Origin of the sequence: Burkholderia sp. Bp9143 (assembly GCF_003853645.1) — a bacterium.
GTDB lineage: Bacteria > Pseudomonadota > Gammaproteobacteria > Burkholderiales > Burkholderiaceae > Burkholderia.
This window is the reverse complement of the sequence record NZ_QTPO01000039.1, coordinates 1-15,400: the sequence shown is the minus strand read 5'-3', so window position 1 is coordinate 15,400 and position 15,400 is coordinate 1. Positions and strand designations below refer to the sequence as shown.

General features: G+C 67.1%; 11 protein-coding genes. 9 read left to right on the top strand and 2 right to left on the bottom strand.

What is annotated here, in order from left to right; all coding sequences use genetic code 11:
- Positions 1-33: 33 nt before the first annotated feature.
- Positions 34-3,264: an efflux RND transporter permease subunit gene (locus tag DIE23_RS26405; protein WP_124614812.1), complete on the bottom strand. Its 3,231-nt coding sequence runs from the start codon at positions 3,262-3,264 to the stop codon at positions 34-36.
- A 271-nt stretch (positions 3,265-3,535) separates the two neighbouring features.
- Between DIE23_RS26405 and DIE23_RS26400 the strand changes: the two genes are divergently transcribed.
- From DIE23_RS26400 to DIE23_RS26355, 9 genes are all read left to right on the top strand, one after another.
- Positions 3,536-3,817, top strand: coding sequence for a DUF4148 domain-containing protein (locus tag DIE23_RS26400; protein ID WP_124614811.1), 282 nt, complete (start codon positions 3,536-3,538; stop codon positions 3,815-3,817).
- Positions 3,818-4,420: 603 nt separating this feature from the next.
- Positions 4,421-6,403, top strand: coding sequence for a gamma-glutamyltransferase family protein (locus tag DIE23_RS26390; protein WP_124614809.1), 1,983 nt, complete (start codon positions 4,421-4,423; stop codon positions 6,401-6,403).
- 94 nt (positions 6,404-6,497) lie between these two features.
- A complete protein-coding gene (locus DIE23_RS26385; protein WP_124614808.1) occupies positions 6,498-6,914 on the top strand; it encodes a hypothetical protein in 417 nt (138 codons plus the stop codon).
- Between the two features lie 247 nt (positions 6,915-7,161).
- On the top strand, positions 7,162-7,701 hold the full coding sequence (locus DIE23_RS26380; protein ID WP_044848832.1) for a hypothetical protein: 540 nt from the start codon (positions 7,162-7,164) through the stop codon (positions 7,699-7,701).
- A 192-nt stretch (positions 7,702-7,893) separates the two neighbouring features.
- Positions 7,894-8,151: a hypothetical protein gene (locus DIE23_RS26375; protein WP_260436169.1), complete on the top strand. Its 258-nt coding sequence runs from the start codon at positions 7,894-7,896 to the stop codon at positions 8,149-8,151.
- Positions 8,152-8,344: 193 nt separating this feature from the next.
- Positions 8,345-9,595, top strand: coding sequence for a DNA repair exonuclease (locus tag DIE23_RS26370; protein ID WP_124614807.1), 1,251 nt, complete (start codon positions 8,345-8,347; stop codon positions 9,593-9,595).
- A 3-nt stretch (positions 9,596-9,598) separates the two neighbouring features.
- Positions 9,599-13,069 (top strand): YhaN family protein, encoded by a 3,471-nt coding sequence (locus DIE23_RS26365; protein ID WP_124614806.1) that lies wholly within the window; start codon positions 9,599-9,601, stop codon positions 13,067-13,069.
- Positions 13,070-13,190: 121 nt separating this feature from the next.
- The gene (locus DIE23_RS26360; RefSeq protein ID WP_124614805.1) at positions 13,191-13,715 is read left to right on the top strand and encodes an HD domain-containing protein; all 525 of its coding nucleotides are present in this window, start codon (positions 13,191-13,193) and stop codon (positions 13,713-13,715) included.
- A 9-nt stretch (positions 13,716-13,724) separates the two neighbouring features.
- Positions 13,725-14,408: a DUF429 domain-containing protein gene (locus DIE23_RS26355; protein WP_124614804.1), complete on the top strand. Its 684-nt coding sequence runs from the start codon at positions 13,725-13,727 to the stop codon at positions 14,406-14,408.
- A gap of 179 nt (positions 14,409-14,587) precedes the next feature.
- On the opposite strand, the gene DIE23_RS26350 is transcribed toward DIE23_RS26355, so the two are convergent.
- Entirely contained in the window at positions 14,588-15,025 is a 438-nt protein-coding gene (locus tag DIE23_RS26350; protein WP_260436168.1) for an ATPase, read from the bottom strand.
- Between the last annotated feature and the right edge of the window lie 375 nt (positions 15,026-15,400).

Below are 15,400 nucleotides of genomic sequence, written 5' to 3'. Positions count from 1 at the left end.
GGCGAGTCGAAGGGAATCGGGATGCATCCGCGATCAGGACACCACCGGCATGTCCTGCGCGCGGCGGGCAGTGGCCGCCTCGCGACGTCGGTCGAGCCATGCGTGGATGAAACCGAACAAGACGGGTACGAACAGCAGTGTCGACAGCGTGCCGAACGCCAGCCCGCCGATCACGGCACGGCCAAGCGGGGCGTTTTGTTCGCCGCCGTCGCCGAGGCCGAGCGCCATCGGCAGCATGCCGATCAGCATCGCGAGTGCGGTCATGACGACCGGACGGAAGCGGCTGAATCCGGCGTCGAGCGCGGCTTCCCACGGTGATGCGCCGCTCGCGATCAGCTCGCGCGCCGCGTTGACGACGAGGATGCTGTTCGCGGTCGCGATGCCGATGCACAGGATCGTGCCGGTCAGCGCGGGTACCGACAGCGTGGTGCGCGTGGCGAACAGCATCCATGCGATGCCGGCGAGCGATGCGGGCAGGCCGCCGACGATCACGAGCGGGTCAAGCCACGACTGGAAGTTGACGACCATCAGCAAGTAGACGAGCGCGATCGCGAGCGCGAGCCCGCCGAGCAGCCCGGCAAACGATTCGTGCATCGCCTGCACCTGGCCGCGCAGCACGATCGACGAACCGGGCGGCAGTTGCGCGCGCGCGTCGTCGACGAGCTTCGTCACGTCGGCCGTGACGCCGCCGAGGTCGCGTCCTTGTACCGACGCGAAGATGTCGAGCACGGGCTGCACGTTGTAATGCGACACCACGGCCTGTTGCGTCGCGCGTGAGAACGTGCCCAATGCGCCGAGCAGGTTCTGTGCGGGTGCGCCCGCAGCCGGACCGCCGACGGGCGTCTGTGGCGTGCGCGCAGCGCCCGTCGGCAGCGGTATGTTCGCAAGCGCCTGCAGTGAGTCGACGGAATACTGCGGTGCTTGCACGATCAACGGGTAGCTGACGCCGTTGCGCGGATCGAGCCAGAAGTTCGGCGTCGTCTGGGAACTGCCCGACAGCGCGATCAGCAGGTTCTGCGCGACATCGCGCTGTTCGAGGCCGGCTTGAATCGCTTTCGTGCGGTCCACGTCGACGTTGATCGCGGGTGCATCGCCGGGCTGCTGGATGCGCGTATCGACGAGGCCGCGCACGCCGCGCAGCTTGGCAAGCAGAGCATTCGCCACCGTGCGGTTCTGGTCCAGCTTGTTGCCGACGATCTGGATGTCGATCGGCGCGGGCAGCCCGAAATTGAGAATCTGGCTGACGATGTCGGCCGGCAGGAACGCGAACGTTACGCCCGGGAACGACTGCGCGAGCAGGTTGCGAAGCTTCGCGACATAGGCTGCCGTCGGCGCGTGGTTCGGCTTCAGCGTGATCAGCACGTCCGCATCCTCGGTGCCGATCGGGTCGGACGAATCGTACGTGAGGTTGATCCCGCTTATCGGCACACCGATGTTGTCGAGCATGCCCGCGAGTTCGTTCGCCGGAATGACGGTACGGATACGCGCTTCCACTTCGTCGGTGAGGCGCGCGGTTTCCTCGATCCGCGTGCCGGTCGGCGCGCGCAGATGCAGGCGGATCTCGCCCGTGTCGACCGACGGAAAGAAGTCCTGGCCGGCGAACGTGAACAGGCCGGTCGACGCGGCGCACGTAATCAGGAACGCGGCCGCAAAGCGGCGGCGGTATGCGATAGCCGCCGAGAGCAGCGCGTGATAGCGCAACCGGACCGCCTCGAAGCGACGTTCGAACGCGGCCTGGAATCGTGCGATGCGCGCGAACGCGCCACGCGGCGGCCGGCCGTGCCCCTTCGCGCGCATCAATACCATTGCGAGTGTCGGCACCAGCGTGCGCGAGAAGAAATACGACGCGACCATCGCGAAGATCACCGCTTCGGCCATCGGTACGAACAGGTAGCGCGCGACACCCGTGAGCATGAACATCGGCACGAACACGATGCAGATCGACAGCGTCGACACGAAGGTCGGCACCGCTATCTCACCCGCGCCGGTCAGGATTGCCTCTTCCAGCGGCACACCTTGTTCCAGATGATGCGTGATGTTCTCGATCGCGACGGTCGCGTCGTCGACAAGTATCCCGACCGCGAGCGCGAGCCCGCCGAGCGTCATGATGTTGATGGTCTGGCCGAGTGCGCTCAGCGCGAGCAGCGACGTGAGCACCGCAAGCGGAATCGATACTGCGATGATCAACGTCGCGCGCCAGCTGCCGAGAAACAACAGGATCATCAGCGCGGTCAGGCCGGCGGCGATCAGCGCTTCGCGCACGACGCCCTGGATCGCCGCCTTCACGAACACCGACTGATCGCCGAGCGCGGAGATGTGCAGTGCTTTCGGCAAGCCGGCTGCAATCTTCGGCAGCATCGCCTTGACCTGGTCGATGATCGTCAACGTTGACGCGCTGCCGGTCTTCTCGACGGTCAGGAGCGCGGCGCGCTTGCCGTCGACGCGCACGATGTTGGTCTGCGGTGCGTAGCCGTCGCGAACATGCGCGACGTCACGCACATAGACCACATTGCCGTCGATCGTCTTGACGGGCAGGTTATTCAGCGCGGCGACCGTTTGCGTGCTGCCGTTCATCTGCACGTTGTACTCGCGCGTGCCGATCTTCGCGGTGCCACCCGGCAGGATCAGGTTCTGCGCGTTGATCGCGTTCACCACGTCGATGGGCGCGAGCCCTTTCGCCTGCAGCGCGCGCGTGTCCAGGTCGACGACGATCTGGCGGATCTTGCCGCCGAACGGCAGCGGCACCGCCGCGCCCTGCACGGTCGCGAGCTGCGTGCGGATGAAGCTGTTGCCGAGGTCGTACAGTTGCTGTTCGGCGAGGGTGTTGCTGGACAGCCCGAGCTGCAGGATCGGCACCGTCGACGCGTTGTACGTGATGATGTTCGGCGGCAGCGTGCCGGGCGGCAGGATCCGCAGGATCGACGCGGAGTTGCTCGCGGCTTCCGCGATTGCGCGATTGATGTCAGCACCCGGGTGGAAGAAGATCTTCACGACCGACACCCCGTTCAGCGACTGCGATTCGATGTGCTCGATGTCGTCGACGTCGGAGGTCAGCGCGCGCTCGTAGTTCGACGTGATCCGCTTGGCCATGTCCTCGGCGGAAAAGCCGTTGTATGACCAGACGATGCTGACGACCGGAATGTCGATGTTCGGAAAGATGTCGATCGGCATGCGCAGGATCGCAAGCGGCGCTGCGATGAAGATCAGCAGCGCGAGTACGACGAACGTATAGGGCCTGCGCAACGCCAGCCGGACGATCCACATGATGTTGTTCCTCGAAGCAGGGGGCATGGATGCCGCATTCGATGCGGCGAGCATGCAGTCTGCTGGCGCGGCGCTGTCCCGACCCTGACCCGAAGATTACGAAACTGTTATCCGTGCGCGGGCCGCGGATTTCAAAATTGTCATCTGACGGTCAGCGTCGGGTGCGGGACGATCGCCAGAATGGACGTGTCAGGCGGCGAATCGCGATAGCGGTCACGCCGGCGGCGCATCGACGATGCGTCTTCATCGAACCGTTCTCGGGAGTTTCATCATGAATCGCAAACTGATCGCAGCCGCACTGCTCGCCGTCGTCGTCGGAACGCCGGTTGCCGCTTTCGCACAAACTTCGTCGTCCGGCGTGACCCGCGCCGAGGTGATCGCCGATCTCGTTCAGGCACAACGCGACGGCACCGTGCCCACGTCGAACTCCGACTATCCGCCGAGCGCGTCGACGGTCGCGCGCAATCGCGAGCTCTATGCGATCGCGCACGGCGATCAGCGCACCGCGACGGCCGCCGCGGCAACGACCGTATCGACCGCGAGCGCGCAATGAAGCAGGGGAGCGCGACGCAGCTCCATTCCCGGCTGGTGGTCGCCGCGCTGCTCGCGGCGGCGGCCGTGCCGGCTTTTGCGCGCGGGCAACCGCAATTGCCGAACGACGACGGCGGTCGCGCCAGTGTGCTCCGAGCGCTCGAGCCGCCGCCGGCGCCGGATGACCCGCGGTCGCGGACGGCATCCGCCTCCTCGAATGGCGGCGGTAACGCAGACAGGAATGCCGCGACCTGTCGAATTCGAGACTAGTCGACCCCACCGATCCGGGATTCAGGGTTCGACTGGTCGATGTACGGCCGAATCAGGGGCTTGGTCGAGTAGCCGCTTGGAATTGCGGTAACTCGAGCAAGCCCCTGCTCGCTGTGCCGCTGAGGCGGCGGTCGCGTGGCCTGAAATCGCTCGTCACACCGGAAATGGCGCGTAGCGACGGTGTGATTGCGAGCCAGTTCGGTGACGTTGCACGCACAACCGCCGGTCACATTGCATCAATTCCTTCTTGCGCCAAAAAATCCGTTCGTGGGACTATCGATCGCGTTGCCCACCCGCCGAGGGAGGCAGGCAGCGTGACGAACATCGCAACGACCTACAAGAATCCCGAGAGAGAATGAACCGAACAGTGATTTTCCCGTACGTGTCCGCATTGGTCGTGGCTGTCCTGATGACGGCGTGCGGCAGTGACGATATCGAAAACAACGCAGGCGCCACGTCGCCGCCCGCATCCAGCTGCCTCGCGATCGACAGCAGCGGCTCGACGGTCGTCGTGGGCTCGAACCAGCCGGGCGATCCGTCGCTGCCGGAAGCCTCGTCGGGCTACCGCACCGGCATGAAACCCGTCTATGCGAAGACGTATCTGGTGGCGACCTCGAACGCTTATGCCAGTGCGGCCGGCTGTGCGGTGCTGAAGCGGGGCGGCACGGCCGCCGACGCGGCGGTCGCCGTGCAGGCCGTGCTCGGCCTGACGGTGCCCGAGGCGACCGGCCTCGGCTCGGGCGGCGTGCTGCTCTACTACGATGCGCGTGGCAAGACGCTGCAGGCATACGACGGACGGGAAACGGCGCCGGCCGCGGCAACGGAGAACTACCTGCGCTACGTCGACGACCAGACCGACCAGTCGGCACCGCGACCGAACGCACGCGCAAGCGGCCGTTCGATCGGCACGATCGGCGTGCCGAGGCTCATCGAGGCGCTGCAGCAGGATCACGGCAAGCTGCCGTGGCAGGGGCTGTTCGGCGATGCGATCACGCTCGCGACCAACGGCTTCCCGATCGGCGGCCGGCTGGCCGATGCGATTGCGTTGAACGCCGCGAACCTGAAGCGCGATCCCGAGGCCGCCGCGTATTTCCTGAACGCGGACGGCACGCCGAAAACGCTCGGCACCGTGCTGAAGAACCCGGCTTACGCGCATACGCTGACGCTGATGGCGCAGTCCGGCGCGAGCGCGCTGTACACGGGGCAGATCGCGCAGGACATCGTCGCGAAGATCGCGACGACGCAGGGCGCCGACGGCTCGACGATCACGCCGGGCAAGACGACCGTCGCCGATCTGGCCGCATACCAGGCGAAGCGTCGCGAACCCGTGTGCACGACCTATCGCAGCTACTGGGTGTGCGGGATGCCGCCGCCGTCGTCGGGCGGTATCGCCGTCGCGTCGGCGCTCGGCATCCTCGAGAACTTCGACCTGAAGTCGCTGAAGCCGACGGCGATCGATCTCGAAGGCGGCAAGCCGACCGTCGCCGGCGTGCACCTGATCACCGAAGCCGAGCGTCTCGCGTATGCCGATCGCGACAAGTACGTGGCCGATACGGATTTCGTGCCGCTACCGGGCGGCACGTGGGACACGCTGCTGAACAAGCCGTACCTGAAGTCGCGTGCCGCACTGATCGACACGAACCGCAGCATGGGCACCGCGCAGCCCGGCAATCTCGGCGCAGTGCCGCTCGGCGTCGACACGACGCTGATCGAGCACGGCACGAACCAGTTCACGATCGTCGACGGCGACGGTAACGTGCTGAGCGCGACGACGACCGTCGAGTCGAGCATGGGTTCGTTCCACATGACCCACGGTTTCCTGCTGAACAACCAGCTGACCGATTTCTCCGCGAACCCGGTCGACAGCGCCGGCAATCCGGTGGCGAACCGCTTGCAGCCGGGCAAGCGGCCGCGCAGTTCGATGGCGCCGACGATCGTGTTCGGCAAGGCCGCGGACGGCTCGCGCGGCGATTTCGTGATGGCTACCGGTTCGCCGGGCGGCGGCACGATTCCGCAATACGTGGTCAAGACGCTCGTCGGCGTGCTCGACTGGGGGCTCGACGCGCAGCAGTCCGCGGGCCTTGTCGACTTCGGCGCGAGCAACAGCCCGACGACGAACATCGGCGGCGAGCATCCGAACGTCGATGCATCGAACAATGGCGCGAACGATCCGCTGATCGCGGGGCTCGTCGCGCTCGGGCACAAGGTGTCGACGTCCGCGCAGGCGAGCGGCGTCAACACCGTGATGCGCGTGACGGTCGGCCAGTCGCCCGCGCTGCAGGGCGGTACCGATCCGCGACGCGAAGGTGTCGTGCTGGGCGACACGTTCAGGCCGTAAGCGGGCGGCGTCGGCGGATGGCGTGCGGCGCCGGTCTGCCGGTCGCGGCGGGCAGGGCGCTGCACGTCACCGCTGCGGAACATGAAGACGGCACATGGCAAACGACGAACAGAACGGCCACGCATCGTGGCAAGGGGTCGCAGTGACGAACGCGCATCTGCTTGAAATGGACGCGATCCTGTCGGGCCCGGGCTTTTTCGATTTCCTCGGCGACGTCGATTGCGATCGCGCGCTGGCCAGCCGCGAGGCGGAGCCGTTCGACGCCAGCTGGATGACGGCATTCGACGAAATCGACGGCGATCCGTGGGCCGCGCTCGACAAGCCGGCCGTGGATGCCCTCCGGGAAAAGGCGTTCAGGCTCGCGTTCCGGGCATCGGGGAATGCCGACCTCGCGGCGTGCGTGTCGGACGACATCGAGCTGATCGCGAGAAGCCGGCTGTCGGGCCGCATCGACGGCTGGCCGACACATGTTCTTTGGGATGCCTACAGAAACGGCCGGTTTCCCTGCTAGCCGATGCGTCGTACCGGATGCGCCAATGCATGCCATCGGACGATGCCAATCACGTGCCGGTCGCGATGATTGTCAAACAGTGTGAGTCAATCGTCAGCATTTGCAACGGAAGTAACAGTCCCCGCAATTCGATGGTTTTGGGCGTTGGCGCGGCTACATTAGCTCCACCTGCCGCACGTCGCGGTGAGGCATGCGACAAGCCGCACGAAGGCGGCCCGCAGCAACAACGTCTTTGGGGAGAATGACCATGAACAAGATTCGCACGATTCTGCTTGGCGCCGCGCTGACGGCAATCGCATCGGCTGCTTTCGCACAAACGGCACAGACGGGCGCAGAAGGTTCCGCCGGCGTCGGCGCCCAAGTCCAGACGCCGCTGCTCGGCGGCGGCGTGGGTGTGCAGGCAGGTGCAGGCGCGAATGCCGCGGGCTCGGGTTCGGGCGCGGGCAACCTCGTCGGCGGTGCGCTGAACGGCGTGGGCAAGACGGTTGGCGGCGTCGGCTCGGCAGCGGGCAACGCGGTTGGCGGCGCGACGCAGGCGGTCGGTTCGGCTGCGGGCTCGGCGAAGGATGCCGCGACATCGGCCGTGCACACGACGAAGTCGCACGTGAAGCACGTTGCATCCTCGGCAAAGAGCCACGCGCAAGGCGCGGTGTCGACGGCGGGTGATGTCGCCGGCGGCGCGAAGGCGAAGGCCGGCGAAGCGCTCGAAGGCGCGGCGAACTCGGTGCAGGGCGGCGCATCGGTCGGCGTGAAGGGTTCGGCGTCGGCACAAGGCGGCGCGCTGTAAGCGATACGCTTCCCGCGAAAGCCCGGCCCGCTTCGATGCGGGCCGGGCTTTTTTTATTGATGCGCCGCGCATCATGTGGAAGCGTGTGCCGCGGACGGAAACGGGTGGTCTGTGCACCCTCTGCCCATTGCCCGCCCGCCATGCTTAAATAGCGGGGTTCCGGATCTTCTGCGCAAGGCGGTCCAGGCAGGCGTGTCCGATCCGGGCCGCACGCTGACGATCGAGGGTTGCCGCAAGAGCCGCGATGAAGTCGCCGCGTTCCGCTTCGCATCGGTGCCCGGCGACGGTGTCGCGAATTCGAAGTACGGCGATACGGCGGACGGCGGTGTGATCGGCGTCGCATCGTTCGCGCAGAAGGAAAGCGACGAGGAGGCGCTGCGTCGCAACGCGAATCCGTTCCCGGGCAACGACAACGGCTTTGCGCCGCCTCCCGTGCCGTGCGGCGAGTGACGCGCGTGAGGCGAGCAGGGCGGACGCCAGGTCCTGCGCATTCGCGGCGCCCGCTTTCAGGTACCATCGCGACCCGCTGGCGACGAGCGGCACCATGGGTCCGGACGAGCGCCGCATCGCGACGGTGCACCCGGCCGCGCTCCGGATTGCGACCGGCCGCATCGCCCCTTCGTCATGAAACAGAGGAATCTTCGTGAAGTTCATCCACGCGGCAGACATTCACCTTGACAGCCCGTTGCACGGCCTGAGCGCGTATCCCGACGCGCCGGCCGCGCAGTTGCGCAACGCGTCGCGCGAGGCGCTGCGGCAGCTCGTGGATCGTGCGATCGAAGAGGAGGTCGCGTTCCTCGTGATCGCCGGCGACCTGTACGACGGCGACTGGAAGGACCACAACACCGGCATTTTCTTCGGCCAGCAAATGGGCCGCCTGCGCAAGGCCGGCATTCGCGCATTCGTGCTCGGCGGCAATCACGATGCCGAAAGCGAGATGACGAAGAAGCTGACCTTGCCCGACAACGTCACAGTGTTCGGTCATCGCAAGCCGGAAACCTTCAAGCTGCCGGAATTCGACGTGGCGCTGCACGGGCAGAGCTTCAAGGACAAGGCCGTCGTCGACAATCTCGCGATCGGCTATCCGGATCCCGTGCCGGGCCATTACAACATCGGCGTGCTGCACACCGCGCTCGAAGGCTATGCGGCGCATGCGAACTATGCGCCGTGCACGCTGGCGGAACTGCACGCGAAAGGCTATGACTACTGGGCGCTCGGCCACGTGCACGAGTTTCAGCAATGGTCGGGGCCGTCGACCGTCGTGTTTCCCGGCAACCTGCAGGGGCGCCATATCCGCGAGACGGGCCGCCGCGGCGCGGTGCTCGTGACGGTCGAGCAGGGGCGCACGCACGTCGAGCGCCTGTACCTCGACGTGCTGCGCTGGGAAGCATTGTCGGTCGACGCGTCCGACTGCCTCACGGTCGCCGATCTGTCGAGAAAGATCGGCCAGTCGCTGGAGGCACTGTTGAGCGCCGATGGCCACGTGCCGCGCGCGGTGCGCGTGACGGTCACCGGGCGCACGCCCGCGCATGGTCTCTTCTTCGGCCGCGCGCCGCAATTGCGCGCGGAGGTGCTGAACCAGATCGGCATCATCGGCAACGAACGGCTGTGGCTGGAGAAGGTCCGGCTCGCGACGTCCGCGCCCGAGCAGGCGCAGGGCGAGAGCGAGCAACTCGAGGCGCTGGAGGATCTGAAGCAGATCCTGGCCGACGCCGCGCACGATCCGGATTTCCTCGCGCTGCTCGAACGTGACCTGAAGCCGTTCGTCGGCAAGGTGCGCAGCGACGTGAAGGAAGAGGTGCCGCTGCTGACGATGGCGCGCGCCGGCGAACTCGCGGCGCTGGTCGAGCAGGTCGGTCCCGCGTTGCTCGCGCGGCTGGCGAGGGGGGAGTAAGCGATGCGCATCAGCCAGCTCGATCTGATCAAGTACGGCAAGTTCACCGACGAGACGCTGCGCTTTCCGTCGGCCGGCCAGGATTTCCACGTGATCGTGGGGCCGAACGAGGCCGGCAAGTCAACGATCCGGACGGCCGTGTCGGAACTGCTGTTCGGGATGAAGCTTCAGACGCCGCTCGACTTCCTGCATGCGACACCCGAACTGCGGATCGGCGGCGTGCTGGAGGGGGGCGCTGGCGCGCTCGCCTTTCATCGCGCCCGCGGGCGCAGCCCATTGCGCACGCCCGCCGACGATAAGCTGCCGGACGACTATCTCGACGCCATCCTCGACGGCGCGACGCGCGAGTTCTTCGAGCAGATGTTCGGGCTCGACCATGGACGGCTCGTCGCCGGCGGACGGAGCATTCTCGACGCGTCCGACAAACTCGGTCAGGTGCTGTTCGAATCGGCGGCAGGCGTCGGCACGCTCGGGCCCGTGCGCGAGGAACTCGACGCGCGTTCGGCCGAACTGTGGGCGCCGCGACGCAGCGGCAGCGCATTCGCGCAGGCAGAGACGTCGTTCAACGAAGCGGTCGGCGAGCTGAAGGCGGTTCAGGTGCGCACGCGCGACTGGGTCGATCGCAAGGACGCGCGCGACGCGGTCGAGCAGGAGATCGAGCAGGCGCGCGCGGAGCAGCGCCGCCTTGAAGCGCTGCGCTCGAAGCTCGAGCGCGTGCGGCGGCTGGCGCCTTACCTGAAGGAATTGACGATCAAGGAAGCGGCGCTGGCCGAACTGGGCGCCGTCGTCGAGCTGCCGCCGACCGCTTACGCGGATTTGCTGAAAGCGCAAGGCGATCTCGCGGCCGAACAGAAGGTGCTCGAGGAGCGCCGTGCGGACCTGCTCGCGAAACGGCAGGCGCGTGATGCGATCGATCCGGATGCCGACGCGCTGGCGCTCGAAGGCGATATCGAAGCGCTCGACCGGCTGCGTGGCGCATGCATGAATCACGCACAGGATCTGCTGTTGCTCGGCGCGGACGTCGAGCGGCATCTGTCCGCCGCGGGTGCTGCCGCCGCTCAGCTCGGCTGGCCGACCGCCGAGGTGTCGCTGCGCGCGGCACTGCCGACCGCGCTGTCGCTGAACACGGTCGCGAACCTGTTGCGCGACCACGGCGCGCTGCATCAGGCACTGGCCGGCGCGTGCGAATCGCTCGACGAGCGCACGCAGGAACTCGCGCAGGCGCAGGAACAACTGGCGCGCCTGTCGACCGTCGATGTGCCTGAAGCGCTTCGTGCGGCGCTCGCCGATGCGCAGGGCTTTCGCAATAGCGCGCAGCGTGAACAGGCACTCGAACGCGACATCGCTGCCGCCGAGCATACGCTGTCCGACGCGCTCGATGCGCTTGGCCAGTGGCGCAAGCCGGTCGACGCGCTGCGTGCGCTCGATGTGCCGTCGGCGGCGCGGCTCGGCGCGCTGCTCAACGAAGCGAGCGCGCGCGCGAGCGCGGCCACCGCCGCACGCGATGCGCGGGACGGCGCGCAGGAGGAACACGAGCGACTCGAACTGCAGGAGAAGCATTTCGCGGAGACCCACAAGGTCGTCACGACCGCCGAGGTGCTGGCGGCGCGCGCACGCCGCGACGGCGCGTGGGGCGACATTCGCAGTGGCGCGGTCGATCTGGCAACCGGCGCACCGGCCGTCGACGATGCGATTCGGCTTGCCGACGAACTCGTCGATGCGCAGCTCGGGGCCACGCAAGCGGCGGCGACGCTGCAATCGCTGCGTCAGCAGGTCGAGTCCGCGCGCGCCGTGTTGATGCGCAGGCAGGCGGCCGTGGACGAGCGCGACCGTGAGTTGGCCGCGCATCGCGACGCGTGGTCCGAACTGGCGACGACGGCCGGCGTGCCCGGCATGCCGCTGGCGGCGATGGGCGACTGGCTCGCGAAGCGCGATACGGTGTTTGCCGCGCAGTTGGAGCTCGACCGCCAGCGCCGCGAATTCGCGACGATCCGCGATGCGCGGGCCGGCTCGGAAGCCGCGCTGCGTTCGGCGCTGCGCCTGGTGTCGCGCGGCAGCGACGCCGACGGGCTGGCGGCACTCATCGCGATCGCCGAGACATTCGTGCAGTCGGCCGAGAAGACGCTTGCGCAGAAGGACAGCCTCGAGGACCGCGCGCGCGAAGCCGAACGCGGGTGCGCGACGGCCCGTTCACGCGCCGGCCAGGCCCAGGCCGCCTACGATGCGTGGCACGCGCAATGGCGCGATGCGCTTGCCGACGCGAAACTGTCCGCGAATGCGGTGACGCTGGCTGCGGCAGAAGGTGCGCTCGCGCTCGCGAATACGGTGAATGCCGAACTGGCCGGCGCCGATGCGCCGCGCAACCGGATTGCTGCGATCCGTGCTGAGCTGGCTGCGCTCGAGGCCGGCACACGGCGGCTGGCCGAAGCGCTCGAGCCCGCATGGCTGGCGAGCGGCGACTGGCTGGACGTTGCGCGCCGGTTGACGATGCGCGTGGCGGCCGCACGGGAAACCGCGCGCGCGATCGGTCGTGCCGACGATGCGGTGCGGCAGGCGGACGGCAAGGTCGCCGATGCGGCTGCCGCGGTGGCGGGCGCCGATGCCCGCATTCAGCCGTTGCTGCAACTGGCCGGTGTCGGGTCGATCGACGCGGCGCTGCCGCTGGCCGAGCAATCGGATCGGCAGCGCCAGCTTCGACAGGACGTCGATGCCGCGAAGGAGGCGCTGGTGCGCGACGGCGACGGGTTGTCCCAGCCGGCCGTCGAGGCCGAGGTCGCGGAACAGGACATCGCCGACGTGCCCGCGCATCTCGAAGCGGTGAAACAGTCGCTAGGCGACGTCGGCAAGCGCCTGAACGCGCTGGCGCAGCAGCAGGTCGTCGTCCAGCAGGCATTCGGCGCGATCGACGGCCAGGCGAACGCGGCCGTGGCCGAGGCAAGGCGACAGGAAGCGCTGGCGGCGATGGGCGATGCAGCGGAACAGTATCTGGAAGCGGCGACCGCGAGCCGCTTGCTGAAGTGGGCGACCGATCGCTATCGCGACCAGAAGCAGGGGCCGATGCTGCGCCGGGCAGGCGAGATTTTCGCGGGGCTCACGCTCGGCGAATTCGCGCGGCTGACCGTCGACACCGAACGGACGCCGCCCGCACTGTACGCGCGGCGCACGAAGGGCACGTCGGTCGAAGTCGCCGGCCTGAGCGAAGGGACGCGCGACCAGCTGTTCCTCGCGCTGCGGATCGCGGCGCTCGAACTGCAGCTCGCCAGCAGGACCGGGTTGCCGTTCGTTGCCGACGACCTGTTCATCAACTTCGACGATGCGCGTGCGAGGGCGGGTCTCGAGGCGCTGCGCGATCTGTCCACGCGAACTCAGGTGCTGTTCCTGACGCACCATGATCACCTGTTGCCGCTCGTGCGGGACGTGTTCGGCGCGCAGGTCAACGTGGTCGCGCTGCAGCGCGAGGCGGCTGGCGCATGACGTCGGGCGGCCCGATGTCCCGATACGTGGGAATGGTCATCGCGTACAGGTAGTATGTGCGGTTCCGAAACGCACGCGACCGGTTCTACCGGTCACGGGTCCGGCCACACGAGGGATCAACATGAACAAGCTGGTAGCTGCCATTGCGTTCGCGGCGGACAAGCATCGCAATCAGCGGCGCAAGGACGATGAGGCATCGCCGTACATCAACCACCCGATCGCGCTGGCCGCCGTGCTGGCCAACGAAGCCGGCATCGAGGACGAACGCGTGATCGTCGCGGCGGTGTTGCACGACACGATCGAGGACACGGAGACCACCGAGCAGGAGCTGCTGCGCCTGTTCGGCAAGGACGTCGCGGACATCGTGATGGAAGTCACCGACGACAAGTCGTTGCCGAAGGACGAGCGCAAGCGCCTGCAGGTCGAGCATGCGGCGACGATCAGCCGCCGCGCCAAGCTCGTGAAGCTCGCCGACAAGATCTGCAACCTGCGCGACATCGCGCGGCACCCGCCCGCGGACTGGCCGCTCGAGCGCAAGCAGGCGTACTTCGACTGGGCGAAGTCGGTTGTCGACCGGATGCGCGGCGTGCATCCGGGCCTGGAAGGGATCTTCGATGCCGCGTACGACGCGCGGCCGGTGGACTGACGCGCAGCCATGCAGGCGTCCCGATCCCGATCCGTCGCGCGGTTATTGCCTGCGGTGGCGGGCGTCGACGTAGGCGGCGACAAGAAGCAATGCGACCTCGTGATCCTGCGCGGTTCGACGGTCGTCTGGCGCGAGGCGCGGCTCGCACCCGAAGCGCTGCCTTCGCTGTGCATCGAGCATGGCGTGGTGGCGGTCGGCGTCGATGCGCCGAGCCTGTGGTGGACAGGAAGCGGACGCCGGGCTGCCGAGCAGGCGCTCGCGCGTGAACGGATCTCGTGTTTCCCGACGCCGTCGCGCGAGCAGGCCGTGGCCAGCACGTCGGGCTTCTTCGATTGGATGTTCATGGGGGAGCGCGTCTACCGCGCGTTGGCCGACACCTATCCGCTGCTGACCGATGCGCGCTATGCCGGCGGGCGCGTGAGCTTCGAGACTTATCCGTACGCGATTACCTGCGCGATGCTCGGCAAGGCGATTGCGTCGGCGAAGCAGAAACGCAACCAGCGCCGGCAATTGCTCGCACAACTCGGGATCGACGTATCGACGCTGCGATCGGTCGACGCGCGCGACGCGACGCTGTGCGCATTGACCGCGCAATACGTGATCGACGGACACGCGCATGCGTATGGCGATGCGGAGGGCGGGTATATCCGCGTGCCGATCGTCGGCGAAACGATCGTTCTCGATGCGCTTTAGTCACGGGTCGCGGCTGGCTGATACCCGTGAACCGGCAGCAAGGTGAGCTTTTTCGGGAGACGTATCGGACTGTCGACGTCAAGGTGTCGAGCCGTGACAGCCGGTCGGCATGTGCGGAGCCGGTGGCATGCGCAACAACCTATGCGGTCGACGCACCGTATGCCTCACGGCCGTGATGCTCAGCCTTCGAGAATGGACTTCGGCACGCTGGAGAGATCGCAAGCATCTGCCTGCTCGAAATAGCCTTGCGCATCGTCGATCATGACGACCGCGACGTCGATCAGTTCGTCGAGCCGCTGCAGCAGCGATTCGCGCCACTCGATGTCCTCGTCGCGCTCGGGCGTCTTGTCGAGCTGCTCGATGATCGAATCGGCCGTCTGCAGGAACGGGATCGCCTGTTGATAGTTTTCGATCGAGACCATCGCTGCGTTGCGCGCGCCGACGAGCCGTTCACGATGCTCGTCCGCCAGTTCGGACTGGCCGCTGATTCGCGGCAGGACATCCGAGATGCGTTGCAGGAGCGGCGGGACCTGTTCTTCGAGCACGACGGCGCGCTCGCGCAGCGCGGCGTATTCATCGCGGAGATCGGCGTCGCCGGTTTGAGTGGTGCTGTCCATCGTCGGTATGAGTGCGTTGTTCGATCGCGGCATGATACTCGACGGCGTGCGCTCCCTTGTTTGTTCCGCTGCGTGGTGACTGGCGCGAGGCAAGTGCGAGGCGGGGTCGAACAGAGGATGTTGCCGACCTCCTATATATATGAGGAAAGATGGGCTCGCCGTGGATCCGTCGAGGGGCCCGTCGCACTGCACTATGTAGAGCCACTATGTAGAGCGTCACGCCCCAAGCTCCCGTGCGGTAGCGCACGGGAGCTTTTCAAAATATTTTCACAAAGGGGGTTGCGCAGACGGGGACGGGTGCTTAGAATCACGCCTCTTTCGCGCTAACGGAAACGCGGCGCGGGAGGAAGAAGGGAAGCGGTGCGGTTGAGGGCA